23 protein-coding genes and 1 pseudogene are annotated in these 24,903 nt (G+C 72.8%); 11 read left to right on the top strand and 13 right to left on the bottom strand.

Annotated elements, in window-relative coordinates:
* Positions 1-112: 112 nt before the first annotated feature.
* From sucB to cobU, 6 genes and pseudogenes are all read right to left on the bottom strand, one after another.
* Positions 113-1,870 (bottom strand): 2-oxoglutarate dehydrogenase, E2 component, dihydrolipoamide succinyltransferase, encoded by a 1,758-nt coding sequence (sucB, locus tag ACZ34W_RS01150; RefSeq protein WP_465600519.1) that lies wholly within the window; start codon positions 1,868-1,870, stop codon positions 113-115.
* 56 nt (positions 1,871-1,926) lie between these two features.
* Positions 1,927-3,315, bottom strand: coding sequence for a dihydrolipoyl dehydrogenase (lpdA, locus tag ACZ34W_RS01145; protein ID WP_329487334.1), 1,389 nt, complete (start codon positions 3,313-3,315; stop codon positions 1,927-1,929).
* Positions 3,316-3,749: 434 nt separating this feature from the next.
* Entirely contained in the window at positions 3,750-5,255 is a 1,506-nt protein-coding gene (locus tag ACZ34W_RS01140; protein WP_329487333.1) for a leucyl aminopeptidase, read from the bottom strand.
* A 301-nt stretch (positions 5,256-5,556) separates the two neighbouring features.
* Complete coding sequence (locus tag ACZ34W_RS01135) at positions 5,557-6,354, bottom strand: adenosylcobinamide-GDP ribazoletransferase (RefSeq protein WP_465600514.1); 798 nt, start codon at positions 6,352-6,354, stop codon at positions 5,557-5,559.
* Positions 6,355-6,431: 77 nt separating this feature from the next.
* The gene (locus ACZ34W_RS01130; protein ID WP_465600511.1) at positions 6,432-7,547 is read right to left on the bottom strand and encodes a nicotinate-nucleotide--dimethylbenzimidazole phosphoribosyltransferase; all 1,116 of its coding nucleotides are present in this window, start codon (positions 7,545-7,547) and stop codon (positions 6,432-6,434) included.
* 28 nt (positions 7,548-7,575) lie between these two features.
* Positions 7,576-8,223: pseudogene (gene cobU, locus ACZ34W_RS01125) on the bottom strand (bifunctional adenosylcobinamide kinase/adenosylcobinamide-phosphate guanylyltransferase); the annotation flags it as partial.
* A 104-nt stretch (positions 8,224-8,327) separates the two neighbouring features.
* Here cobU and ACZ34W_RS01120 point away from each other — a divergent pair.
* Positions 8,328-8,531 carry a hypothetical protein gene (locus tag ACZ34W_RS01120; protein WP_329487330.1) on the top strand — a complete coding sequence of 68 codons (204 nt, stop codon included), beginning with the start codon at positions 8,328-8,330 and terminating at the stop codon, positions 8,529-8,531.
* A gap of 29 nt (positions 8,532-8,560) precedes the next feature.
* On the opposite strand, the gene ACZ34W_RS01115 is transcribed toward ACZ34W_RS01120, so the two are convergent.
* Both ACZ34W_RS01115 and ACZ34W_RS01110 read right to left on the bottom strand, forming a co-directional pair.
* Positions 8,561-9,301: a methyltransferase domain-containing protein gene (locus tag ACZ34W_RS01115; RefSeq protein ID WP_465601157.1), complete on the bottom strand. Its 741-nt coding sequence runs from the start codon at positions 9,299-9,301 to the stop codon at positions 8,561-8,563.
* Positions 9,302-9,459: 158 nt separating this feature from the next.
* Positions 9,460-10,059 (bottom strand): DUF3043 domain-containing protein, encoded by a 600-nt coding sequence (locus ACZ34W_RS01110; RefSeq protein ID WP_465600507.1) that lies wholly within the window; start codon positions 10,057-10,059, stop codon positions 9,460-9,462.
* Positions 10,060-10,374: 315 nt separating this feature from the next.
* On the opposite strand from ACZ34W_RS01110, the gene ACZ34W_RS01105 reads away from it, so the two are divergent.
* Entirely contained in the window at positions 10,375-11,163 is a 789-nt protein-coding gene (locus ACZ34W_RS01105; RefSeq protein ID WP_380392108.1) for a PspA/IM30 family protein, read from the top strand.
* Between the two features lie 37 nt (positions 11,164-11,200).
* Positions 11,201-11,494 carry a PspA-associated protein PspAA gene (gene pspAA, locus ACZ34W_RS01100; RefSeq protein WP_329487328.1) on the top strand — a complete coding sequence of 98 codons (294 nt, stop codon included), beginning with the start codon at positions 11,201-11,203 and terminating at the stop codon, positions 11,492-11,494.
* Positions 11,495-11,565: 71 nt separating this feature from the next.
* On the opposite strand, the gene nadA is transcribed toward pspAA, so the two are convergent.
* Entirely contained in the window at positions 11,566-12,747 is a 1,182-nt protein-coding gene (gene nadA / locus ACZ34W_RS01095; protein ID WP_465600502.1) for a quinolinate synthase NadA, read from the bottom strand.
* 222 nt (positions 12,748-12,969) lie between these two features.
* Here nadA and ACZ34W_RS01090 point away from each other — a divergent pair, with 222 nt between their 5' ends.
* From ACZ34W_RS01090 to ACZ34W_RS01080, 3 genes are all read left to right on the top strand, one after another.
* Positions 12,970-13,893, top strand: a complete 924-nt coding sequence (locus ACZ34W_RS01090; RefSeq protein WP_465600499.1) for an NADP-dependent oxidoreductase — start codon at positions 12,970-12,972, stop codon at positions 13,891-13,893.
* A 125-nt stretch (positions 13,894-14,018) separates the two neighbouring features.
* Positions 14,019-14,483, top strand: a complete 465-nt coding sequence (locus ACZ34W_RS01085; protein WP_329487325.1) for an Lrp/AsnC family transcriptional regulator — start codon at positions 14,019-14,021, stop codon at positions 14,481-14,483.
* A 240-nt stretch (positions 14,484-14,723) separates the two neighbouring features.
* Complete coding sequence (locus ACZ34W_RS01080) at positions 14,724-16,091, top strand: pyridoxal phosphate-dependent decarboxylase family protein (protein WP_465600496.1); 1,368 nt, start codon at positions 14,724-14,726, stop codon at positions 16,089-16,091.
* 65 nt (positions 16,092-16,156) lie between these two features.
* Here the strand turns inward: ACZ34W_RS01080 and ACZ34W_RS01075 are convergent, their stop codons facing one another.
* The gene (locus tag ACZ34W_RS01075; protein ID WP_352287032.1) at positions 16,157-17,026 is read right to left on the bottom strand and encodes a GNAT family N-acetyltransferase; all 870 of its coding nucleotides are present in this window, start codon (positions 17,024-17,026) and stop codon (positions 16,157-16,159) included.
* Between the two features lie 244 nt (positions 17,027-17,270).
* Between ACZ34W_RS01075 and erpA the strand changes: the two genes are divergently transcribed.
* Positions 17,271-17,624, top strand: a complete 354-nt coding sequence (gene erpA, locus ACZ34W_RS01070; protein ID WP_329487322.1) for an iron-sulfur cluster insertion protein ErpA — start codon at positions 17,271-17,273, stop codon at positions 17,622-17,624.
* Positions 17,625-17,697: 73 nt separating this feature from the next.
* Here erpA and ACZ34W_RS01065 read toward each other — a convergent pair whose 3' ends face one another.
* Positions 17,698-18,429 (bottom strand): hypothetical protein, encoded by a 732-nt coding sequence (locus tag ACZ34W_RS01065; protein WP_465600491.1) that lies wholly within the window; start codon positions 18,427-18,429, stop codon positions 17,698-17,700.
* Between the two features lie 100 nt (positions 18,430-18,529).
* Positions 18,530-18,748 carry a hypothetical protein gene (locus tag ACZ34W_RS01060; protein WP_329487320.1) on the bottom strand — a complete coding sequence of 73 codons (219 nt, stop codon included), beginning with the start codon at positions 18,746-18,748 and terminating at the stop codon, positions 18,530-18,532.
* Positions 18,749-18,998: 250 nt separating this feature from the next.
* On the opposite strand from ACZ34W_RS01060, the gene ACZ34W_RS01055 reads away from it, so the two are divergent.
* Positions 18,999-19,976, top strand: a complete 978-nt coding sequence (locus ACZ34W_RS01055) for a carbohydrate kinase family protein (protein WP_329487319.1) — start codon at positions 18,999-19,001, stop codon at positions 19,974-19,976.
* A 22-nt stretch (positions 19,977-19,998) separates the two neighbouring features.
* Here the strand turns inward: ACZ34W_RS01055 and ACZ34W_RS01050 are convergent, their stop codons facing one another.
* Complete coding sequence (locus ACZ34W_RS01050) at positions 19,999-21,438, bottom strand: aminotransferase class V-fold PLP-dependent enzyme (RefSeq protein WP_465600486.1); 1,440 nt, start codon at positions 21,436-21,438, stop codon at positions 19,999-20,001.
* A gap of 367 nt (positions 21,439-21,805) precedes the next feature.
* Between ACZ34W_RS01050 and ctaC the strand changes: the two genes are divergently transcribed.
* The 3 genes from ctaC to ACZ34W_RS01035 are packed head-to-tail and all read left to right on the top strand — an operon-like array spanning position 21,806 to position 24,848.
* The gene (gene ctaC / locus ACZ34W_RS01045; protein WP_329487317.1) at positions 21,806-22,660 is read left to right on the top strand and encodes an aa3-type cytochrome oxidase subunit II; all 855 of its coding nucleotides are present in this window, start codon (positions 21,806-21,808) and stop codon (positions 22,658-22,660) included.
* Positions 22,657-24,432 carry an aa3-type cytochrome oxidase subunit I gene (gene ctaD / locus ACZ34W_RS01040; protein WP_380389849.1) on the top strand — a complete coding sequence of 592 codons (1,776 nt, stop codon included), beginning with the start codon at positions 22,657-22,659 and terminating at the stop codon, positions 24,430-24,432. The genes ctaC and ctaD overlap by 4 nt, the downstream gene beginning before the upstream one ends.
* On the top strand, positions 24,432-24,848 hold the full coding sequence (locus ACZ34W_RS01035; RefSeq protein ID WP_329487316.1) for a cytochrome c oxidase subunit 4: 417 nt from the start codon (positions 24,432-24,434) through the stop codon (positions 24,846-24,848). The genes ctaD and ACZ34W_RS01035 overlap by 1 nt, the downstream gene beginning before the upstream one ends.
* Positions 24,849-24,903 lie beyond the last annotated feature (55 nt).

Genomic DNA, 24,903 nt, shown 5'->3' with positions numbered 1-24,903 from the left:
GGGAGTACGGGTACCGAGGCCGGTGCCGGGCGGCCGGGCGCCAACGCGGAACCCCGCGCCGTCCGGGGACGACGCGGGGTTCCGTACTGCGTGGGCTGCCGTGGCGGCCGGCTCAGAGGCCGAGCTCGACCTCGAACTCGCCGGCCTCCAGGATCTCCTTGACGGCCACCAGGAAGCGGGCGGCGTCGGCGCCGTCCACCAGGCGGTGGTCGTAGGAGAGCGACAGGTAGGTCATGTCACGGATGCCGATGGCGGTGCCGCCGTCGGCCTCGATGACGACCGGGCGCTTGACCGTCGCGCCGATGCCCAGGATGGCGACCTGGTTCGGCGGCACGATGACGGTGTCGAACAGCGCACCGCGCGAACCGGTGTTGCTGATGGTGAAGGTCGCGCCGGACAGCTCGTCCGGAGTGATCTTGTTGCCGCGGACCTTGCCGGCCAGCTCCGCGGTCTTCTTCGAGATGCCGGCGATGTTGAGGTCGCCCGCACCCTTGATGACCGGGGTCATCAGACCCTTCTCGGAGTCCACCGCGATCCCGATGTTCTCGGAGTCGAAGTAGGTGACGGTGCCCTCGGCCTCGTTGATGCGGGCGTTGATCACCGGGTGGCTCTTCAGCGCCTGGGCGGCGGCCTTGACGAAGAACGGCATCGGGGACAGCTTCACGCCCTCGCGGGCGAGGAAGGCGTCCTTGGCCTTGCCGCGCAGCGAGATGACCTTGGTGACGTCCACCTCGACGACGCTGGTCAGCTGGGCCTGCTCGTGCAGGGCCTTCAGCATGTTGTCGCCGATGGCCTTGCGGATGCGGGTCATCTTGACCGTCTGGCCACGCAGCGGGGACGGCGCGGCGGCGGCCTTCGGCGCGGCGGCAGCGGCGGGGGCCGGAACGGCCTTCGCGGCCTCGGCAGCGGCGATGACGTCCTGCTTGCGGATGCGGCCGCCGACACCGGTGCCGGTGACGGAGGCCAGGGCGACGCCCTGCTCGGCGGCGAGCTTGCGCACCAGCGGGGTGACGTAGGCGTCACCGCTGTCGGCGGCCGGCGCGGCGGCGGCCGGAGCGGCCGGAGCCGGGGTGACCGGGGCAGCCGGAGCCGGGGCGGCGACGGGGGCCGGCGGGGCGACCGGAGCCGGGGCGGCGACGGGGGCCGGCGGGGCGACCGGAGCCGGGGCGGGGGCGGCGGCCGGAGGAGCGGCAGCCGGAGCCGGGGCGGGAGCGGCGGCCGGAGCCGGAGCGGCCGGGGCCGCGCCCGGGGCGCCGATCAGCGCGAGCTGGGCGCCGACCTCGGCGGTCTCGTCCTCGCTGACCAGGATCTTCACCACGACACCGGCGACCGGCGACGGGATCTCGGTGTCGACCTTGTCGGTGGAGACCTCGAGCAGCGGCTCGTCGACCTCGACCGTCTCACCCTCGGCCTTCAGCCAGCGGGTGACGGTGCCCTCGGTGACCGACTCGCCCAGCGCGGGGAGCAGCACCGGGGTGGCGTCGGCGGCCGGCGCGGCGGCCGGGGCGGCCGGAGCCGGAGCCTCGGCGGCCGGGGCCGGGGCCGGGGCGGCGGGCGCCTCCGCGACCGGGGCCGGGGCGGCGGCCGGAGCGGCCTCGGCGGCCGGGGCCGCGGCGGGGACCGGCGCGCCGGAGCCGTCGTCGATGACCGCCAGCTCGGCGCCGACCTCGACGGTCTCGTCCTCGCCGACCTTGATCGAGGCCAGGATGCCCGAGGCCGGGGCCGGGATCTCGGTGTCGACCTTGTCGGTGGAGACCTCGAGCAGCGGCTCGTCGACCTCCACACGCTCACCCTCGGCCTTCAGCCAACGGGTGACGGTGCCCTCGGAAACGCTCTCGCCCAGCGCGGGCAGTGTTACTGAGACCGCCATGGTTTCAGCGACTCCTATCAAGTCTTGCGTACTGGAATGGGGGGAGTGGGGCGTGATCAGTCGTGCGCGTGCAGCGGCTTGCCGGCCAGCGCCAGGTGCGCCTCGCCCAGGGCCTCGGACTGGGTCGGGTGGGCGTGGATGAGCTGCGCGACCTCGGCCGGCAGAGCCTCCCAGTTGTAGATCAGCTGCGCCTCGCCGACCTGCTCGCCCATCCGGGCGCCGACCATGTGGACGCCGACCACGGCGCCGTCCTTGACCTGGACGAGCTTGATCTCGCCGGCGGTCTTCAGGATCTTGCTCTTGCCGTTGCCGGCCAGGTTGTACTTGAGGGTGACGACCTTCTCCTTGCCGTACAGCTCGACGGCCTTGGCCTCGGAGATGCCGACGGAGGCCACCTCGGGGTTGGAGTAGGTCACGCGGGGGACGCCGTCGTAGTCGATCGGCACGGCCTTGAGGCCGGCCACGCGCTCGGCGACCAGGATGCCCTCGGCGAAGCCGACGTGGGCCAGCTGCAGGGTCGGGACGAGGTCGCCGACGGCGGAGATGGTGGGCACGTTGGTGCGCATGTACTCGTCGACGAGCACGTAGCCGCGGTCCATCGCGACGCCGTTCTCCTCGTAGCCGAGGCCGGCCGAGACCGGGCCGCGGCCGATGGCCACGAGCAGCAGGTCGGCGTCGATCTGCTTGCCGTTCTCGGTGGAGACGCGCACGCCGGTCTCGGTGTACTCGACACCGGAGAAGCGGGCCTTCAGCTCGAACTTGATGCCGCGCTTGCGGAACGCGCGCTCCAGCAGCTTGGAGGAGTTCTCGTCCTCCAGCGGGACCAGGTGGGGCAGCGCCTCGACGATCGTGACGTCGACGCCGAAGGACTTCCAGACCGAGGCGAACTCGACGCCGATCACGCCGCCGCCGAGGATCACGGCGGACTTCGGGATGCGGTCGAGCTTGAGGGCGTGGTCCGAGGAGATCACGCGGTCGCCGTCGATGGTCAGGCCCGGCAGCGACTTCGGCACGGAGCCGGTGGCGAGGACGATGTGGCGGCCCTCGACGCGCTGGCCGTTGACGTCCACCGAGGTCTGCGAGGAGAGCTTGCCCTCGCCCTGGATGAAGGTCACCTTGCGGGAGGCGACCAGGCCCTGCAGGCCCTTGTACAGGCCGGCGATGACGTCGTCCTTGTACTTGTGGACGCCGTTGATGTCGATGCCCTGGAAGGTGGCCAGAACGCCGAACTCGGCGGCCTCCTTCGTCTCGTCCGCGATCTCGGCGGCGTGCAGCAGTGCCTTGGTCGGGATGCAGCCGCGGTGCAGGCAGGTGCCGCCCAGCTCACCCTTCTCGACCAGGGCGACGCTCAGACCCAGCTGAGCGGCGCGGAGCGCCGCGGCGTAACCGCCGCTTCCGCCTCCGAGAATGACTACGTCGAAAACGGTGCTGGCGTCGTTCGCCACGTCACGTCCTCCATGCAATGGGGTGGGTCGCCGGGCCGGTCGCGGTCCGGTGGGTCGGAAGCCTTTGTGGGGCGCCCAGTCGTGCCGGAAATACATCTTCGCACTTGTTCACGGCAGCTGATGTCCGGGTCCACCCCAGGGGCGTCCCAAAGGGTGGTCACAGGGGCGGGAACAGCCCCGACCGAAGGGCATCATCGCAGCTCAATGCGGGCTTGACAGCGGCGGGAGCAGCCTTTGGCGCGGTCCGGCCCGCCCCCGGTTCCGCACTGTGGAACAAAGTTTCGCCCGCAGCGAACAGAGGTGCGGACGCGCTCCCGCCTTCTACTCGCAGGTAACAGCGCCGCGGGCGGGCACCCGCCGGGGGCGGGCCGGGCCCGGGAACGCGGACGGGGTCCGGCGCGAGTGCGCGGGACCCCGTCCGTCCGAACCCCGGATCAGGCCTTGTCGCCCGCCGCGGTCCGCTCGGCGAAGCGGACCAGGGTGCGCACCGCGCTCGCGGTGCCGCCCTTGGGGGTGTAGCCGAACGGCGCGCCCTCGTGGAAGGCGGGGCCGGCGATGTCCAGGTGGGCCCAGTCGATGCCCTCGGCCACGAACTCCTTGAGGAACAGGCCGGCCACCAGGCCGCCGCCCATCCGCTCGCCCATGTTGGCCAGGTCGGCGATGGTCGACTCGGTCATGCCCTTGCGCAGCTCGGCCGGCAGCGGCATCGGCCAGGACTGCTCGCCGGCCTCGCCCGCGACGGTGTGCAGGGTCTCGCGCAGCTCGTCGTTGTTGGCCATCACGCCGAAGGTGCGGCTGCCCAGCGCCAGCATCATCGCGCCGGTCAGCGTCGCCACGTCGACGATCACGTCCGGGTTCTCCTCGCCGGCGCGCACGATGGCGTCGGCCAGCACCAGGCGGCCCTCGGCGTCGGTGTTCAGCACCTCGACGGTCTTGCCGCCGTACATGCGCAGCACGTCACCCGGGCGGGTGGCGGTGCCCGACGGCATGTTCTCGGCCAGCGCCAGCCAGGCGGTGACGTTGACGGCGAGGCCCAGGCGCTTGGCGGAGACGACGGCGGCGAACACCGCGGCCGCGCCGGCCATGTCGCACTTCATGGTCTCGTTGTGGCCGGCCGGCTTCAGCGAGATGCCGCCCGAGTCGTAGGTGATGCCCTTGCCGACGAACGCCAGGCTCGCCTTGGCCTTCGGGTGGGTGTAGGCCACCTTCACCAGCCGCGGCGGGTTGGCCGAGCCGTTGCCGACGCCGAGCAGGCCGCCGAAGCCGCCCTTGAGCAGCGCCTTCTCGTCCAGCACCTCGACCTTGAGGCCGTGCTCCTTGCCGGCCGCCTGGGCGATCGCGGCGAAGCCCTTGGGGTTCAGGTCGTTCGGCGCGGTGTTGACCAGGTCGCGGGCGCGGTTCATCTCCTCGCCGAGGACGACGGCGCGCTCGACGGCGGCCTTGGCGTCCTTGCTGCCCTTGCGGACGGTCAGCAGCACGAGCTCGCCGACCGGCTCCTTGGCGCTGCCGTTGCCCTTGTAGGTGCCGAAGGAGTAGGCGCCGAGCAGGCCGCCCAGCGCGACCGCCTCGACCTCGTCGGCGGACTCGGCCGGCAGGGCCAGCGCGGCCTTCTTGCTGCCGCCCAGGGTTCGGGCGGCGACACCGGCGGCGCGGCGCAGCGTCTCCAGGCCGTAGCCGGCGTCGGCGGCCTCGCCCAGGCCGACCGCGAGCACGAGCGCGGCCTTCAGGCCGGCGGGGGAGGGGACCTTGACGGCCTCGCCCTCGGCGCCGGTCGCGCCCAGGGTGGTGAGGACCTCGGCCAGCTTGCCCTCGAACGCCTCGCTCACGGCCTCGGCGCCCGGCGCCAGCACGATGCCCTTCGGGCCCTTCGCCACACCGATCACCACGGCGTCCGCGCGCAGCGAGGCGGCGGAGGAGGTGCTCACAGACAATGCAGTCACGTAATGCGTCCTGTTCTATCGCGGTCCACGGCACCGGTCACGGCACGGCTGCCGCACCGGCGCAGCCCGGGGCCGCCACTGCGGGCCGTCCCGCCGGAGCGGGCCGGGTCCGGGGCCCCTGGCGCGTGCGTCCACCGGTCACGGCGGCCGCACACACCAGAAGCCCCGGCTCCTCGACGCGCGTCGGCCGGGCCGGACCTGCGACGGTGCAGGGCTGCGGTGCTCCACGCATGGTAGTCCGCATGCTGGGATCACGCGCCGCCGGTGTCCCAACGCCGGGAGCGGGGGCCGGCGGCAGGTCTCAGCCCATCAGCGCGAGGGTGACCAGGGTGCCGGTCGCGGCGGTCTCCGCCATCGCGCCGAGGACGTCCCCGGTGATGCCGTCGAACCGGCGTACGCAGCGCCGCAGCAGCAGCCAGGAGCAGCCGAGGCCGACCACAACGGCCAGCGGCAGCCGCAGGACTGACGAGCCGTCGAGCAGGCCGAGGGCGGCCAGCAGCAGCGCCGAGACGGCCGTCGCCGCCACCGCCGCGGCCGGCGGCACGGTGCCGGCCACCATGGCGCCGAGCCCGCCCGGCCGGGCGGCCGGCACCGGGCGCAGGCAGCCCCAGCCGAGTGCGCACCGCGCGGCCGTCGCCGAGGCGAGCACCGCGAGCGCGCCGCCGGCAGGCGACGCGTCGAACCGGCCGGCCAGTGCGGCGATCTGGGCCAGCAGCACCAGCACCAGGGTCAGTACGCCGAACGGCCCGATGTCGGACTGCTTCATGATGCGCAGGGCGTCCTCGGCCGGTTTGCCGCTGCCCAGGCCGTCGGCGACGTCGGCCAGGCCGTCCAGATGCAGGCCCCGGGTCAGCGCGGCCAGCACGCCGACGGCGGTCACCGCGCCGAGCGGCCCGCCCGCGCGCCAGGCCACCAGCGCTCCCGCGCCCGCGGCCAGTGCCCCGAGCGTCAGGCCGACCACCGGCGCCGCCGTCATCGCCCGGCCCGCCGTGGGGCGGTCCCACCGCTCGACCCGCACCCTCAGCACGGAGAGCGTGCCGAACGCGAACCGCAGCCCCTCACGCCACCGGGCTGGCTCCCGTGCCGAAGCGTCCTGCATGGCCCGCCGCTCCTCGCATCCGTACCGTGGTGCGCCGCGCACCGCGACGACCCGCCCCCGTCCGGGCCCCGGGGCGGTCAGACCCGGCCGAGCAGCTCCGCGGCCGAGGGCAGCTTCGGCTGCTCCTTGGGGGCCGCCGGGGTGCTCGGGGCGGGCGCGTGCTCGGCCAGGGCGTCCGCCGCGGCCTGCAGCAGCGGCAGCGCCATCAGCGCGCCGACGCCCTCGCCCATGGTGATCTCCTGCTCCTGCAGGGGCGTCAGGGTCAGCCGGTCGTAGGCCTTGGCCTGGGCCGGCTCGCCGGTGGACTGCCCGGCCCGCCACCACTCCGGCGCCCGGAACGCGATCCGCTGCGCGACCAGCGCGCAGGCCGCCGAGACCACACCGTCCAGCAGCACCGGGAGCTTGCGGACCGCGGCCTGCAGCAGGAAGCCGGTGATCGCCGCGAAGTCGGCACCGCCGGTGGCGCCGAGCAGCGCCAACTGGTCGCCCAGCACCGGCCGGGCCCGCCGCAGCGAGTCCCGGACGGTCGCGCACTTGACCATCCACACCCGGTCGTCGATGCCCGAGCCGCGCCCGGTCACCGCGGCCGCGTCGGTGCCGCAGAGCGCGCCGACCAGGATGGCCGCCACGGTGGTCGCGCCGACCCCGAGGTCGCCCAGGACGATCAGGTCGGTCCCGGCGTCGGCCTCCTCGTCGGCGACGGCCATCCCGGCCCGGAAGGCCTTGACCGTCTCCTCGGGGCTCAGCGCGTCCTCGACGTCGACCCGGCCGGAGCCGCGCCGCACCCGGTGGGCGACGACCTCGTCCGGGAAGTCGGAGGGGTCCGCGTCCACCGCGACGTCCACCACCCGCACCTCGGCGCCGAAGCGCCGCGCGAGCAGGGCGACCGGCGCGGTGCCGTCCAGCACCGCCCGCACCCGGGCGGCCGTGCCGCCCTGCGCGGGCAGCCGGGACACCCCGAGGGCCGCCACCCCGTGGTCGGCGGCGAACAGCAGCACCTTGGGCGCCGACAGCGGCCGCACCGGGGAGCGGCCCTGTACGGACGACAGCCAACTGCCCAGCTCCTCCAGCCGGCCGAGGCCGCCGCGCGGGCGGTCCAGCGCCTGCCAGCGCTCGTCGGCGGCCCGCCGGGCGCTCTCGTCGGGGCGCTCGACGAGCGAGGAGAACGTATCGAGATCCACGGTCGTGTCCATCGATCGGAAGGCTACACGCCGCGGGTGTTCAGCCCGCGGCGGGCTTGACCGTCAGAACCTGCCCCGCCACGACGAGCAGCACACGCTCCGAGGCGTCGGCCACCGCCATGTTCAGCCGGCCCAGGGTGTCGCGGAACCGGCGGCCCGAGGCGGTGGCCGGGACGACGCCCATGCCCACCTCGTTGCTGACCGCGACCACCGGGCGCCGGGTCGCCGCCCAGGCCCGGGCGAGCTCCTCGCAGCGCCGCTGGACGGCCGCCTCGCCGCCGTCCGCCCAGACCGCGTCGTCCCAGGCGCCGCACTCGTCCATCACCGCGGTCAGCCAGAGCGCCAGACAGTCGATCAGCACCGGCGCCGGGTCGGCGGGGTCGGCCAGGACCGCCGCCAGGTCGCAGGTCTCGGCGGTGCGCCAGCTCGCCGGCCGCCGGTCGCGGTGCAGCGCCACCCGCTGGGCCCACTCGGTGTCACCGTCGCGGGCGCCGCCGGTGGCCACGTACAGCACGTCCGGGTACCGGGCGAGCAACTGCTCGGCCCTGGTGGACTTTCCGGAGCGGGCGCCGCCGAGGAGCAGGGTGCGGGGGAGTGCGGGGTGGGCTGCCATGCCGTCCATCCTGCCAAGACGGTGGCGCCCCGCCCCGCGCGGGCCCGGCCCGGCCGGGCGGGGAGCCGCGACCCGGCCGACAACGCGGCCCCGGTCAGGCATACGGAAGATCGGGCCGGGCAGGCTAAGGTGCGCGCAGCAGCAGGCAGCGCACAGGTCGTCAGTGGGAGGAACCGGGCATGGTCTGGACGTGGCGGTACGAGAAGGCGGACGGCACCGTGGTGGCCCCGAGCGGCGGCCAGGAGGAGGAGTTCGCCGGCCAGGGTGACGCCGAGACCTGGATCGGGGAGAGCTGGAAGCAGCTGGCCGAGGACGGCGTGGACACCGCGGTCCTGCTCGACGACGGCCGGGAGATCTACTCGATGAGCCTGCACGAGGCCTGAGCCCGCCCGCACGCCTTCGGGAGCGGCCGCTACTTGGCCCCGAAGACGTGCAGCAGCGCGGCGACCTGCCGGTACGGGTCGGTGCGGCCGGCCCGCTCCTCGGCCTCCAGCAGCTGGGCCAGCTGCCGGCCGTCCACCGGCGGCGCCGCGTCGTCGGGCGCGCTGTCGGTGAAGACCCGCACGCCGTACCAGTGCCGCAGCGGCACGGACACCTCGGAGAGGGTGACGGCGAGGTCGGCGAGCCGGTCGGCCCGGGCGGCCAGCCCGAGCCGGTTGTAGTAGCGGTCGCTCTCGAAGGCGTGCAGGGCGGCCCGCCAGTCCCCGGCGGCGGCGGGCCGCAGGACCAGCGCGTCACGGTTGCGGACCAGCAGCGAGAGCAGTCCGCCCGGGGCCAGCAGCCGGGCCAGCGAGGCGATCATCGGATCCGGGTCCGGCAGGTACATCAGGACGCCGTGGCAGAGCACCACGTCGAAGCTGCGCGGCCCGAACCAGCGCCCGCACTGGTGGCCGTCGCCGCTGAGCAGCTGCATCCGGCCGCGGACCTCGGGCGGCTCCTCGGCGAGCGCCCCCTGGGCGACGCCGAGCGCGACCGGGTCGGAGTCGATCCCGGTGACGTAGTGGCCGTCCCGCGCCAGCCGCAGGGCCTGGGTGCCCTGGCCGCAGCCGATGTCGAGGACGCGCTGTTCGGCGCGGCCGGTCAGCTGCTCGGCGAGCTGCCGGGCGACCAGCTCCTGCCGGACGAGGTTGCGCAGACTGCCGAGGCGGTCCAGCCACGGGCCGGTGCCGCCGGCGAAGGAACCGCTGCGCGAGGGCAGCCGGCGCTCCTGGGCGAGCCGGTCGTGGCCGCCGTCACCCTGGCCCGGAAGCGCGTACAGGCCGGGCCCCTCCCAGGAGGGAGGGGCCCAGCCGGAGTCCACCGGTTCGGCGGTCAGGGCTTCTCTCCGCGCCTCACCTGCGGCTTGGGCAGGCGCAGCCGGCGCATCTGCAGGATGCGCATCAGGCCGTAGGCGACCGCGCCGCGGGTGTTCTGGCCCGCGAACCGCTCGCTGAGCGACTTGCGCAGACCGAACCCGAGGCGGACGAAGTCCAGCACCACCAGCACGAAGAAGGCCAGGAAGAGCAGGGTGGAGAGCAGCTGGAGGGCGGGCACCTTGACGATGCTGAGCACCAGGATGACCACGGCGGCGGGCAGGAAGAACTCGGCCAGCGACCAGCGGGCGTCCACGTAGTCGCGGGTGAACTTGCGCACCGGGCCCTTGTCACGGGCCGGCAGGTGCCGCTCGTCGCCCTCCAGCAGCGCCGTGCGCTGCTTCTCGCGCTCGCTGCGCATGCGCTCGCGCGCCTGGCGGGAGGCCTCCTTGCGGTCCTTGGGTACGGTCACCCTGGTCCGCCGGTGGGCCTCGGCCTCACTGCGCTTGGGCGTCGGCCGGCCCTTCTTCGCCTGCGGATCGCGGGTCTGGGTCGTCTCGTCCTGCTTCTCCAGCACGGCGGCGGAGGCAGCGGCATCATCTGAACGGCGTCGGAACACACCCCCAGCGTACGGGGTGCGCGACCGCTTCCACGGGTGTCCTCGGACCCAAACGCATATCGATCGCGCCGGTCCGGGCCCCGGCCGGGTTTCCGGGGGTCTTCCCGTAGGGGATCACCGCTTCGGACGATGGGTGGGATGAGGGGCGGATCCACCCCGGGGATGAGGCCCTGGAGGGGGACGCTGTAGCAGTCTTGTTGCAGGCAGGTGCACTGCGGCGAAGGGCTCGCTGCACATACACTCGTCGTGTCTGGTAACGAGATAAAGACCGCAGGCCGGAGAAGGGGGCACCCGAGGCCCATGAGCGACGGAATCATGAAGCGTATGGGGTTGATCTTCCGCTCCAAGGCGAACAAGGCCTTGGACCGGGCGGAGGATCCCCGTGAGACGCTCGACTATTCGTACCAGAAGCAGCTTGAGCTGCTGCAGAAGGTGCGTCGCGGTGTCGCGGACGTGGCCACCTCGCGCAAGCGCCTGGAGCTCCAGCTGACCCAGCTGCAGCAGCAGTCCGCCAAGTACGAGGACCAGGGCCGCAAGGCCCTCTCGCTCGGCCGGGAGGACCTCGCGCGCGAGGCCCTGACCCGCAAGTCGAACATGCAGTCCCAGATCACCGACCTGGAGACGCAGTACCAGCAGCTCCAGGCCGAGGAGGAGAAGCTCACGCTCGCCTCCCAGCGGCTGCAGGCCAAGGTCGACGCCTTCCGCACCAAGAAGGAGACGATCAAGGCCACCTACACCGCGGCCCAGGCGCAGACCCGGATCGCCGAGTCCTTCTCCGGCATCTCGGAGGAGATGGGCGACGTCGGTCTGGCGATCCAGCGGGCCGAGGACAAGACCGCCCAGATGCAGGCCCGGGCCGGTGCGATCGACGAGCTGCTGGCCTCCGGCGCGCTCGACGACGCCAGCGGTCTCGGCCGCAAGGACGACATCGAGGCCGAGCTGGAGCGGGTCGCCGGCGGTTCGGACGTCGAGCTGGAGCTGGCCCGGATGAAGGCCGAGCTGACGGGCGGCTCGCCGGCCTCCGGTCCGCAGGCCATCGAGCCGGGCAAGGGACAGCCGCAGGACGCCCAGCCGGACTCCCCGCGGATCAACTACAACAAGTGACCTGAGCTCCACCCCACGAACCAGGGAGACGCACGGCATGATCATGAGGGTCATGGGGGAGGGCCAGTTCGAGGTGGGCGACGCCCATCTGAACCGGCTGAACGAGCTGGACGACGAGCTCGTCACCGCACTGGATTCGGGGGACGAAGAGCATTTCCGCCGAGCGCTCGGGGAGCTGCTGGGCGCCGTCAAGGAGTTCGGCACCCCGCTGCCGGACGCCTCGCTGGAGCCCTCCGACCTGATCCTCCCGGATGCCGACTCGACGATCGACCAGGTCAGGGAGCTGCTGCGGGCCGAGGGTGACGGCCTGATCCCCGGATTGCCCGAGTAGCGGCCGTCTCGCGCCAGACGAAAGGGCGGGCTCCTCCAGTGCGGAGGAGCCCGCCCTTCGGCGTGCGGTGGCTACGGCAGGGCGAGCATCCGGTCCAGCGCCGCCTTGGCGTGCTTCTCGGTCTCCGGGTCGACCCGGATCACGTTCGGCACCCGGCCCTCGACCAGCGACTCCAGTGCCCAGACCAGGTGCGGCAGGTCGATCCGGTTCATCGTGGAGCAGAAGCAGACCGCCCGGTCCAGGAAGACGACCTCCTTGTCCGGGTGCGCCTTGGCGAGCCGGCGGACCAGGTTCAGCTCGGTGCCGATGGCCCACTTGGAGCCGGGCTCGGCGGCGTCCAGCGCCTTGATGATGTACTCGGTCGAGCCCACCATGTCGGCGGCCGCGACGACCTCGTGCTTGCACTCGGGGTGCACCAGCACCGTGACGCCGGGGATGCGCTCGCGGACGTCGTTGACCGAGTCCAGCGAGAACCGGCCGTGCACCGAGCAGTGGCCGCGCCAGAGGATCATCTTGGCGTTCCGCAGCTGCTCGGCGGTCAGGCCGCCGTTGGGCTTGTGCGGGTTGTAGAGCACGCAGTCGTCCAGCGAGAAGCCCATCTCGCGCACCGCGGTGTTGCGGCCCAGGTGCTGGTCGGGCAGGAAGAGCACCTTCTGCCCCTGCTCGAAGGCCCACTCCAGGGCCCGCTTCGCGTTGGACGAGGTGCAGATGGTGCCGCCGTGCCTGCCGGTGAAGGCCTTGATGTCGGCGGAGGAGTTCATGTACGAGACCGGGACGGTGACGTCGGCTATGCCGGCGTCGGTCAGGACGTCCCAGCACTCGGCGACCTGCTCGGCGGTGGCCATGTCGGCCATCGAACAGCCGGCCGCGAGGTCCGGCAGGACGACCTGCTGGGCGTCGCCGGTGAGGATGTCGGCGGACTCGGCCATGAAGTGCACGCCGCAGAAGACGATGTACTCGGCCTCCGGGCGGGCGGCCGCGTCGCGCGCGAGCTTGAAGGAGTCGCCGGTGACATCGGCGAACTCGATCACCTCGTCGCGCTGGTAGTGGTGGCCCAGGATGAAGACGCGATCCCCGAGCGCCTCCTTCGCGGCCCGCGCACGGGCGACGAGGTCCGGGTCGGAGGCGGCGGGAAGGTCGCCGGGGCACTCGACGCCGCGCTCGCTGTTCGGGTCGGCCTCACGGCCGAGCAGCAGCAGAGCGAGCGGCGTCGGAGTGGGGTCGACGCCGTAGGTCTCGGTGGTGGTGGTCACGGGCGGGTGCCCTTCTGTGCGGCCGATCAGTCGGTGCAGCCTTCTCGTCTATCTGACGCTATCTATGATAACCGCTTAGCGTCAGACTGACGATGGCCATTCTGTCGATGTGACGAGAACCGCTTCCCGCTTCGGGCCCGTTCGGTGGCGCCGGAAGCACGATATGGGGCGGTTCGGCGTGGCCGAACCGGTATCCGGGCCCGGCCGGGTTTGGCTGGGACCATGAAGGCAATCGCGATCCGCCGCTACGGCGGCCCCGAGGTGGTGGAGTACACCGACCTCCCGGACCCCAAGGTCGGGCCGGACTCGGTACTGGTGGAGGTCAGGGCGGCCGGGGTGAACCCGGTGGACTGGAGGGTTCGGGACGGCGCTCTGGACGGCCTGCTGGACGTCCACTTCCCCCTGGTGATGGGCTGGGACGCGGCCGGGGTGGTCCGGGCGGTCGGCGGCGGGGTGACCGAGTTCGCCCCCGGCGACGAGGTCTACGGCTACGTGCGCAAGGACTCCGTCGAGCACGGGACCTACGCCGAGCTGGTCGCCGCCCCCGTCCGCACGCTGGCCCGCCGGCCCGCGGCCCTGGACTGGGTGCAGAGCGGCGGCCTGCCGCTGGCCGGCCTGACCGCCCTCCAGGGCCTGCGGGCGCTGCGGGTGGCCGCGGGCGACACCGTGCTGGTGCACGCCGCGGCCGGCGGCGTCGGCCACCTGGCCGTGCAGATCGCCAAGGCGTTCGGGGCCCGGGTGATCGGCACCGCGGGCGAGCGCAACCACGACTACCTGCGCGGCCTCGGCGCCGAGCCGGTGGCCCACGGCGAGGGCCTGGCCGAGCGGGTCCGGGCCCTGGCGCCCGGCGGGGTGGACGCCGCCCTCGACCTGGTCGGCGGCGGGGCCGTCGAGGTCTCGGCCGCCCTGGTCGCGGACCCGTCCCGGATCGCCTCGGTGACGGACTACCGGGTGAAGGCGCTCGGCGGCCACTACGTCTGGGTCCGCCCCGACGCCGCCGGGCTTGCGGAGCTGGCCGCGCTCGCCGATGACGGGCGGCTCACCGTCACCGTCGCCTCCACCTTCCCGCTCGCGCAGGCCGGCTCCGCCCAGGCGCTCAGCGCGGAGGGCCGCACCCGGGGGAAGATCGTGCTCCTGGTGGACTGAGAACGGTCCGCGAGCCGTCATCTGCCAGCGGTGGACTCGGTCCTGTCATCCGCCAGAATGGTGCAGAACCGTTTCGGCGGCCACCGTCCCGCCGACCCCCGTACGACCCGTGGAGCCCCGCACCGATGACCAGCAGTCGAGCACACGAGACGGTCGGGGCGACCCTCGACGAGACCGACCGTCTCCTGCTCGCCCGGCTGGGCAGCGACGGCCGGGCCTCCTACGCCGAGATCGGCGTGCAGGTGAACCTCTCCGCCACCGCCGTCCGCCGCCGCATCGACCGGCTGCGGGCGCGCGGGGTGGTCCGCGGCTTCACCGTCGTCCTCGACCCCTCGGTGCTCGGCTGGCAGACCGAGGCCTTCGTCGAGGTGTACTGCCGGGAGCGGACCGCCCCGGAGGAGATCCTGGCGAGCCTGCGCCAGTTCCCCGAAGTGGTCGCGGCCTGGACGGTCACCGGCGACCCGGACGCCCTGGTCCACCTGCGGGCCTCCGACACCCGGCACCTGGAGGCCGTGATCGAGCGGATCCGGCGGGAGCCCGGCGTCCAGCGCAGCCGCTCCTCGGTCGTGCTCTCCCAGCTCATCGGCTGAATCCGAACGGCCCAGTCCGCTCCCTCCGGGGGCCGGCGCGGCCGCCCCCGGGGCCGCCCGGCGGCCTGCGCAGGAATCCTGCGCTGGCCCCGGCCAAGACGCTCGAATCCTGCCTGACCAGCCGCGTTCGGACGCGCGGCGGGGGCGCGGTGCTGCCTAGGCTGATCACATCCGGCGGAGCGGTGAGACGTCCCGCGCCGCCGGACCTCCCCCGACACCCCACAGCCGAGAGGGACCCCCGTGTCCGCAGCACCCGACCGCATGCACCGGCCCGACAACGAGCTGGTCGACCTGGTTTTCGACTACATGCGGGAGCGGCTGCAGTACGACCCCGTTCCGCTCGACCACCCCGGTGACGGCGAGCACCTGCGCACCCAGCTGGCCGGTCTGCTCAACGCGGACGGCAACAACCCGGCCGACGTGCTGAAGCTCTACGACCACGAGCTCTCCCGCGCGGTGATCTCCGCCGACAGCCCGCGCTACCTCTCGTTCATCCCGTGCGCGCCGACCAAGGCCGCGCTGCTCTTCGACATGGTCGTCTCCTGCGCCTCGCTGCAGGGCATCTCCTGGCTGGAGGCGGCCGGCGCCATCGCCGCCGAGAACCAGGTGCTGCGCCTGATCGCGGACCGGGCCGGGATGCCCGAGTCGGCCGGCGGCACCTTCGTCTCCGGCGGTTCGGCCGGCAACCTCTCCGCGCTGGTCGTCGCCCGCGACACCGCCCGCCGCCGGCTCGGCGTCGGCCCGGAGGCCCGGCTGCGGATCGCCGTCGCCGACCAGGTGCACTCCTCGGTCAAGAACACCTTCAACATCATCGGCGTGGAGGCCTTCAAGGTCCCCACCGTCGACCGCCGCTTCACCGGCGAGGCGCTGCGCGCCGCCCTGGCCGCCGACCCGAACCCGGAGACGGTGATCGCCGTCGTCGGGACGGCCGGCACCACCAACGAGGGCATCATCGACGACCTCCAGGGCCTCTCCGAGGTGGCCCGCGAGCGCGGCCTCTGGTTCCACGTGGACGGCGCCTACGGCGGCGCGGGCCTCTTCGCCCCCTCCGTCCGGGCCCGCTACGACGGCATCGAGCACGCCGACTCCTTCGTGGTGGACCCGCACAAGTGGCTGTTCGCCCCGTTCGACTGCGCCGCGCTGATCTACCGCAACCCGCAGCTCGCCCGCGCCGTGCACACCCAGGACGCCTCCTACCTTGACGTGCTGCACACCGAGGGCGACGAGTGGAACCCCACCGACTACGCCTACCACCTGACCCGGCGCGCCCGCGGTCTGCCGCTCTGGTTCTCGCTGGCCGTGCACGGCACCCAGGCCTACACCGACGCCATCGAGACCGGCCTCACGCTGGCCCGGGAGACCGCGCAGCTGATCCGCGACACCGAGCACCTGGAGCTGCTGTTCGACCCGCAGCTCTCGGCGGTCTGCTTCCGCCGCAAGGGCTGGACCAACGACGACTACTACCGCTGGTCGCAGCAGCTGCTCGCGGACCAGATCGGCTTCGTCACCCCGACCGGCTGGGACGGCGAGACGGTCGCCCGCTTCGCCTTCCTGCACCCGGGCACCACGATGGCGATGGTCCGGGAGATCCTGGACACCATGGTCTGAGCCCCCGCGGCCGACCGCGCGAACGCCCCGGCCCCCCGCCGGCCGACCGGCGGGGGGCCGGCGCGTCACAGCAGCGCGCCGTCGGGCAGGTACGGCGCTGGCGGGCGCATCCCGCGCAGGCCCAGGAAGCCCACGGTCCGCGGGCTCAGCCCGACCTCCAGGCCGACGTCCAGCGCCCACTCCTGCTCGGCGGTCAGGTGCCCCACGTGGGCGTCCACGCCGTCCGGCACCCGCGCCAGCGCCTCGCGCAGCAGCCGGGCGGCGATCCGCTTCGAGGTCGCGGCCAGCAGCCGCACCTCGCCGCCGTCGCGGTAGCAGTAGCCGCTGCCGGCCAGCGCGTCGGCGATCAGCAGCTCCTCGCAGTGGCCCAGCATCAGCTCGTGGTCCGGCCCGTGCGCCGCGCCGCGCAGCCGGCGGTCCACCGAGTCCAGCAGGTGCCGGTGGCTGGCGTTGCCGGGGTGCACCGGGATGTCACCGGGGTCGAGCAGCCCGGCCCGGTCCACCCGGCCGGTCAGCGCCATCGCCGGGTGCAGGGTGAACCCGGCCAGCCGGTACCGGCGGGCCGCCGCCGGGGACGGCGGGACGCAGAGCATCCCGCGCAGGCAGCCGCGCCCGTACGCGGCGGCCCGCTCCAGCAGCAGCCGGCCGAGGCCGTGCCCCTGCGCCTCGGGCCGCACCACGAGCAGCGCCAGGATCCAGAGGCCCTCGCGGCGCAGCGACAGCACCGCGCCGACCGGTTCGCCGTCGCTCTCCGCCAGCCAGCAGCCCTGCGGGTCGGTCCGGACGAGGTGTCTGGTCCTGGCCAGCCGGCCCACCGGGGGCCCGTCCTGCGGGGCCGGGCCGGCGGTGTCGGCGAGCGGCGCGAACGAGGCGCGGGCGATGTGCTGGACGGCCTCCGCGTCGGCGGCGGTGTCCTGGACCAGGCGCAGGATCATGCCCACCATCCTGGCCGTCGCACCGGGCGCCCGGGGCCGGTTCCGCCGGATCCGCGGTCGGGGCGGTGTCCGAGCCGCGCCGTCTGTGCGAGCATGGGGAGCGTAGGGGAGCGGGTGGTACACCCGGCCCACGAAAATTCCGCCGCCGAAAGCCGCCGAAATTACACCGCCGTCCGGGAAATGAATCCGGACGGCCGATGGTTGGCACTGGCGGCAGACCGTCGTCAAGACCGGGAGAAAGCAGATGACCGTCCAGGACGAGACCACCGTCGAGAGTGGCATCCTCCTTACCGATGCCGCCGCGGCCAAGGTCAAGGGCCTGCTGGAGCAGGAGGGCCGCGACGACCTTGCGCTTCGCGTCGCCGTCCAGCCCGGTGGTTGCTCCGGCCTGCGTTACCAGCTGTTCTTCGACGAGCGCTCGCTCGACGGCGACGTGCTCAAGGACTTCAACGGTGTCAAGGTCGTCACCGACCGGATGAGTGCCCCGTACCTCGGCGGCGCCACCGTCGACTTCGTGGACACCATCGAGAAGCAGGGCTTCACGATCGACAACCCGAACGCCACGGGCTCCTGCGCCTGCGGCGACTCGTTCAGCTAGTCGGCAGACGGCGAGGGCGGCCCCGGATCCTCCGGGGCCGCCCTCGCCGTTTTCCCGTACCGGGCCACGGGCCCTACTTCCCGCCGATCTCCGGGCCGGGGCCGGCCGGGTCCGGGCCGACGTGCGGGTCGCTCTCCAGCGGCACCGGCTGACCGGTCGCGAGGTCCGTCACCGCCCGGCCCATCAGCGGCTGCTTCAGGTCGGCGGTCACCGTCTGCCGCTTGGCCAGCTCGGCGCAGGCCTGCCCGGCCGGCATCGGCGACGCCACCGTGACGCGGACGTCCACCCGTCCGGGCTTGGACTCGTCCGCCTTCAGCGCGTACTTCTCGCAGATCCCGCCGTAGAACCAGACCGTCAGCTTGCTCCCGTCCACCCGGTAGGTGATCGCGGGGTGGGCCGGCCGGCCGTTCGGGTCGGGCTCACCGACCGCGATGCCCTCCCGCGGGGGAGTGGGCACCGGGGTGGGCGTCTGGCCCGGGCCGGTGCCCGGCGCGGGGCCGGTCGGCCGGGGGTCGGGGGTGCTCGCCGTCGGATCGGTCGGCGGGGTCGCCGCCGGCGGCGAGTCCGGGGCCGACGGCGCGGTGGTGGCGGTCGTCGGGGCGGGGGAGCCGGGCGAGGGCGTCGCGCTCGCCGACGGCGAGGCCGAACCGGTGGCCGAATCCGCGGCCGCCTTGCCGTCACCGTCCCCGCAGCCGGCCAGCGCGGCCGCCGCCAGCAGCAGACCCGCCAGGGCCGCCGCCCGCCGTCGGCCCGGCCGGGCGGGCCGTGCTCCACCGGTACGCCGGGGCATCGTCTCCAGGTCCATCTGACATCCTCCCGAGGGTTTCGGCGGCGCCGCCTCCACGGCCGCACCGCGCGGATGTGACGTGCCTCGGACGAATCCGGTTCCCGCCCCCCGGGGAGGATCACATGCCGTACTCGGCCATCCCCGCGACCAGGCGCTGGGCCCCGGAGGAGACGCTGAAACCGACCGGGGCGGGAGCGCTGGGCTCCGGGCCGGTCGCCAGCAGCGGCCAGAAGCGGCGCAGCTGCCGGGAGGAGTCCACCAGCGCGTCCAGGGTCTCGCCGTCGGCGTCGCCCTTGAGGGCGGGCGGAACACGCAGCGGGTGGTGATTTGGCATCATCGGGCATCGCTCCGATCCACGGTGCCGCGGCCGCACTGCCACGGCTCGGTCAGGGCCGGACCGGCCCCTGCCAGCGACCCTAGGCCGCCCGTCCGGCCCCCACCAGAGCTACCCGGGGGTAGTACACGTTCGACGGCGACCGGTGCCAGGAGGGGCGCTCTTGCTGCCGCCCGCCCCCCGCCCGGTACCGTGGGTGGGTTCCGCCCCCTGCTTTCCCGTGGCCCATGCCGCCCTCCTGAGGAGACCTCCCGTGCGTATCGCCGTCGCCGGTTCGATCGCGACCGACCACCTGATGACGTTCCCCGGTCGGTTCTCCGACCAGCTCGTGGCCGAGCAGCTGCACACCGTGTCGCTGTCCTTCCTGGTCGACACCCTCGACATCCGTCGTGGCGGTGTCGCGCCGAACATCGCGTTCGGCATGGGTGTCCTCGGGCTGAGCCCGATCCTGGTCGGCGCCGCCGGCGCGGACTTCGGGGAGTACCGCAGCTGGCTGGAGCGCAACAACGTGGACTGCCGCTCGGTCCACATCTCCGAGACCCGCCACACCGCCCGCTTCATGTGCACCACGGACGAGGACCACAACCAGATCGCCTCGTTCTACACCGGTGCCATGGCCGAGGCCCGCAACATCGAGCTCAAGCCGATCGCCGACCGGGTCGGCGGGCTGGACCTCGTGCTGATCGGTGCCGACGACCCGCAGGCCATGGTCCGCCACACCCAGGAGTGCCGGACCCGCGGCTACGCCTTCGCCGCCGACCCGTCGCAGCAGCTGGCCCGCCTGGACGGCGAGGACATCCGCGAGATCGTCGACGGCGCCGCGTACCTGTTCACCAACGAGTACGAGGCCGCGCTGATCGAGACCAAGACCGGCTGGGACGCCGAGGAGATCCTGACCCGGGTGGGCACCCGGATCACCACCCTCGGCAGCAAGGGCGTGCGGATCGACCGCAAGGGCGAGGCCCCGGTGGTCGTCGGCTGCGCGCCCGAGGAGGCCAAGGTCGACCCGACCGGCGTCGGCGACGCCTTCCGGGCCGGCTTCCTGGCCGGCCTCTCCTGGGAGCTGGACCTGGAGCGCTCCGCCCAGCTCGGCTGCATGCTCGCGACCCTGGTGATCGAGACCGTCGGCACCCAGGAGTACGAGCTTCGTCCGCTCGCCTTCCTGCAGCGCTTCGAGGCCGCGTACGGCGCCGCAGCCGCCGCCGAGGTCCGGGCGCACCTGGTCAAGTAGCCGAGCGGTCCGGCGTACCCGCTCAGGCGGTGCGCCGCACCAGGTAGGCCGAGCCCCGGTCGCCGCCGAAGTCGGCGGCCGGGGCCTCGCCCAGGTACTCCTGGCCGCGCATGCCGCACCAGGCCGGGACGTCCAGCCGGGCCGCCTCGTCGTCGGCCAGCACCGCGACCGTCCCGCCCGCCGGCACCTCGCCGATCCGCTTGGCGAGCTCGATCACCGGCAGCGGGCAGCGCTTGCCCAGCGCGTCGATCACCAGCGCGTCGGTCGCCGGCGCGCCGCTCTCCGGCCCGGGGGCGCCCGCCGGCTCCCCGGCCGGCCCGGGCAGCGCCAGGTCCAGCCCGAGCGGGGCGCGGACCCGGGCCACCAGCTCCGGCAGCACCGCGAGGAACCGCTCGACGTCGGCCTCGGCCGCGCCGAACGGCAGCGAGACCCGGACGTTCCCCTCGGTGAGCACGCCCATCGCCGCCAGCACATGGCTCGGCGTCAGGGTGGAGGAGGTGCAGGACGAGCCGGAGGAGACCGCGAAGCCGGCCCGGTCCAGCTCGGTCAGCAGCACCTCGCCGTCGACGTACAGGCAGGAGAAGGTGACGAGGTGCGGCAGCCGTCGCACCGGATCGCCGACCACCTCGACCTCGGGCACCGACCGCGGCACCCGGGCCCGGATCCGCTCGACCAGCGCGTGCAGCCGGGCGTTCTCCCGCTCGGCCTCGGCCCGCACCGCCCGGAGCGAGGCGGCCGCGGCCACGATCGCCGGGACGTTCACGAAGCCCGGCACCCGGCCGCCCTCGCGCTCGTCGGCCGGCAGCGGCGAGGCGTACCGGACCCCCTTGCGCACCGCCAGGACGCCGACCCCGGCCGGGCCGCCCCACTTGTGCGCACTGGCCGTCAGCAGCGACCAGCCGCCCGGGACGTCCACCCGCCCGGCGCTCTGCGCGGCGTCCACCAGCAGCGGGACGTCACCGCAGACCTCGGCCACCTCGGCCACCGGCTGCACCGTGCCCACCTCGTGGTTGGCCGACTGGAGCACGGCCAGCGCGGTGTCCGGCCGCAGCGCCGCCGCGAACCCCTCCGGCGACACCCGCCCGTACCGGTCGACCGGTACCACGCCCACCTCGCCGCCGGCCCCCGGCCGGGAGTGCTCCCAGCGCTCGGCGGTGTGCAGCACGCTGGAGTGCTCCACCGCGGAGTGCACCAGGTGCGCGCCCCGGCGCCGGTGGCCCGCCAGCGCGCCGAGCATGCCCGTCTGGACGGCCTGGGTCCCACTGGTGGTGAAGGAGATCTCGTCGGTCCGGGCGCCGAGCACCTCGGCGACCGTCTCGCGGGCGGCGTCCAGCAGCATCCGGGCCTGCCGCCCGGAGCGGTAGAGCCGGGCCGGATCGGCCCACCCCTCGTCCAGCGCGGCGGTCAGCGCCTGCCGCGCGACGGGGTGGAGCGGGGCCGTGGACGCCACATCGAAGTACACGGTCACATTTAACGACACTCCCGGTCGCGTTCCGGCCGTCGGCCACGCTCACCGACCGTCAGACGATCAACCCGAATGTCCGATTCGTCCTCGCCCGACGGGCCGTCACCCACGTTGTTCGAGGTCATCCCCCGATCGGGCGTACGGACCTCTAATGCCTACGATGACCTGCGGCGCAGCCCTTGCGGGGCCTGATCGGGCGACCGGGCGGCGCGTTACCGGGACCTGCCCGTCAGCAGCGCATAAGGCTGGAGTAGGGTTTGGCCCGCATAAGCATTCAAACCGTGCCCGTGGACGGGTCGCCGGGGAGGCTCACAAACCTCCGCGGGGCGACGCGAAGGCGGGCGAGACTTCGGGAAGGCGCTACGTGAGTCCCAACGGCTCCGACCGCTCGCCGCGGCGCACGATGCGGCGGAAGCTGCCTCAGGCGCTGGCACTGGGCCTCGTCATCGCGACCGCCACCGGCTGCTCGGCCAACGACCTCCCCAGGCTTGGCCTCCCGAGCCCCGTCACCGAGGAAGGGCCGCTGGTCCTCCACATGTGGCAGGGGTCCTGGATCGCGGCGCTGGTGGTCGGCGTACTGATGTGGGGTCTGATCATCTGGAGCGTGATCTTCCACCGGCGCAGCCGCACCGGTGTGCAGGTCCCTCCGCAGACCCGGTACAACGTGCCCATCGAGGCGCTCTACACCGCGGTCCCCATCATCATCGTGTCGGTTCTCTTCTACTTCGTCGCCCGCGACGAGTCGAGGCTGATCTCCGTCTCCGAGAAGCCGCAGCACACGGTCAACGTGGTCGGCTTCCAGTGGAGCTGGGCGTTCAACTACGAGAACACCGAGAACCCCGACCCGGCCAACAAGGACGCCGCGTACGACGTGGGCACCCCCAAGGAGGTGCCGACCCTGTACCTGCCGGTCAACGAGTCGGTCCAGTTCCGGCTGACCTCTCGTGACGTCATCCACGACTTCTGGCCCGTCAACTTCATGATGAAGATGGACGTCGTCCCGGGTGTGGTGAACAAGTTCGAGGTCACCCCGACCGTCAAGGGCACGTACATGGGCAAGTGCGCCGAGCTCTGCGGCGTCGACCACTCGCGCATGCTCTTCAACGTGAAGGTCGTCGACCGCGCGGAGTACGACAAGCACCTGGCGGACCTCCGGGCCAAGGGCCAGACCGGCGCGGTGCCCTCCGGCATCACGACCATGGGAAGTGAAGAGAAGTGACCATCCTCAACGAGCCCGCCGCGGCCGGCGGGGGCGCCGGGGCCGTCACGGTCGGGGCGCAGCGGACCCGGAAGCCGGGTTCGACCATCATCAAGTGGCTGACCACCACTGACCACAAGACGATCGGCACGCTCTACCTGGGCACGTCGTTCGCCTTCTTCCTGATCGGTGGCATCCTCGCCCTGGTCATGCGCGCCGAGCTGGCTCGTCCCGGGACCCAGATCCTGTCGAACGAGCAGTTCAACCAGGCGTTCACGATGCACGGCACGATCATGCTGCTGATGTTCGCGACGCCGCTCTTCGCCGGCTTCGCGAACTGGATCATGCCGCTCCAGATCGGCGCCCCGGACGTGGCGTTCCCGCGTCTGAACATGTTCGCGTACTGGCTGTACCTGTTCGGCTCGACCATCGCGGTGGCCGGCTTCGTCACCCCGCAGGGTGCGGCCGACTTCGGCTGGTTCGCCTACTCCCCGCTGTCGGACGCCGTCCGCTCGCCGGGCATCGGCGCCGACATGTGGATCATGGGCCTGGCCTTCTCCGGCTTCGGCACCATCCTCGGTGCGGTCAACTTCATCACCACGATCATCTGCATGCGCGCGCCCGGCATGACGATGTTCCGGATGTCGATCTTCGTCTGGAACGTCCTGCTGACCGCCGTGCTGGTCCTGCTGGCCTTCCCGGTCCTGGCCGCCGCGCTGTTCGCCCTGGAGGCGGACCGCAAATTCGGGGCACACGTCTTCGACCCGGCCAACGGCGGGGCGCTGCTCTGGCAGCACCTCTTCTGGTTCTTCGGCCACCCCGAGGTGTACATCATCGCGCTGCCGTTCTTCGGCATCGTGTCGGAGATCATCCCGGTCTTCAGCCGCAAGCCGATGTTCGGCTACTCCGGCCTGATCGCGGCCACCATCGCGATCGCCGGTTTGTCCGTGACGGTGTGGGCCCACCACATGTACGTCACCGGCCAGGTGCTGCTGCCGTTCTTCTCCTTCATGACCTTCCTGATCGCGGTCCCGACCGGTGTGAAGTTCTTCAACTGGGTCGGCACCATGTGGAAGGGCTCGCTGAGCTTCGAGACCCCGATGCTCTGGACGGTCGGCTTCCTGGTCACCTTCCTCTTCGGTGGTCTGACGGGTGTCCTGCTCGCCTCCCCGCCGATCGACTTCCACGTCTCGGACTCGTACTTCGTCGTCGCCCACTTCCACTACGTGGTCTTCGGCACCGTCGTCTTCGCGATGTTCGCCGGCTTCCACTTCTGGTGGCCGAAGATGACCGGCAAGATGCTGGACGAGCGCCTCGGCAAGATGACCTTCTGGACGCTCTTCATCGGCTTCCACACCACCTTCCTGGTGCAGCACTGGCTCGGCGCGGAGGGCATGCCCCGCCGCTACGCCGACTACCTGGCCGCGGACGGCTTCACCACGCTGAACACCGTCTCGACCATCGGCTCGTTCCTGCTCGGCCTGTCGATCCTGCCGTTCCTGTACAACGTCTGGAAGACGGCCAAGTACGGCGAGAAGGTCGAGGTGGACGACCCGTGGGGCTACGGCCGCTCGCTGGAGTGGGCGACCTCCTGCCCGCCGCCGCGGCACAACTTCCTCACGCTGCCCCGGATCCGCTCCGAATCGCCGGCCTTCGACCTCCACTACCCGGAGATCGCCGCGCTGGACTACCTGGAGAACCACGGTGAGCCGGCCAAGCACCTCGCCGGTGTGACCCCGGCCAAGTACGACGTCCCGCAGCTGGGCAAGGGCAAGAAGGAAGGCGACGCCTGATGAAGGAACAGGGCAAGATCTTCCTGGGCCTCGCGGTCTTCACGCTCGCGATGGCGATCACCTACGGCGTCTGGACCAACCACTCCGACCTCGGGGTAGAGGCCGCCGGTACCACCGCGCTGTTCCTCGCCTTCGCCCTCTGCGCCTTCATCGGGTACTACCTCGCCTTCACCGCCCGCCGGGTGGACAGCGGCGCTGGTGACAACCCCGAGGCCGAGGTCGCGGACGACGCCGGCGAGCTGGGCTTCTTCGCCCCGCACAGCTGGCAGCCGCTCTCGCTGGCGATCGGTGGCGCGCTCGCGTTCATGGGCGTGATCTTCGGTTGGTGGCTGCTGTACTGGTCGATCCCGATCATCCTGATCGGCCTGTTCGGCTGGGTCTTCGAGTTCTACCGGGGCGAGAACCAGAACCAGTAGGCCTCCCTCGCACAGGGCCGGGCATTCCGCAAAGGATGCCCGGCCCTTTTGCGTC

Source organism: Kitasatospora sp. NPDC022856, assembly GCF_055561235.1.
Note: the sequence above shows the minus strand (reverse complement) of the source record. Positions and strands in the feature narration are given on the sequence as shown.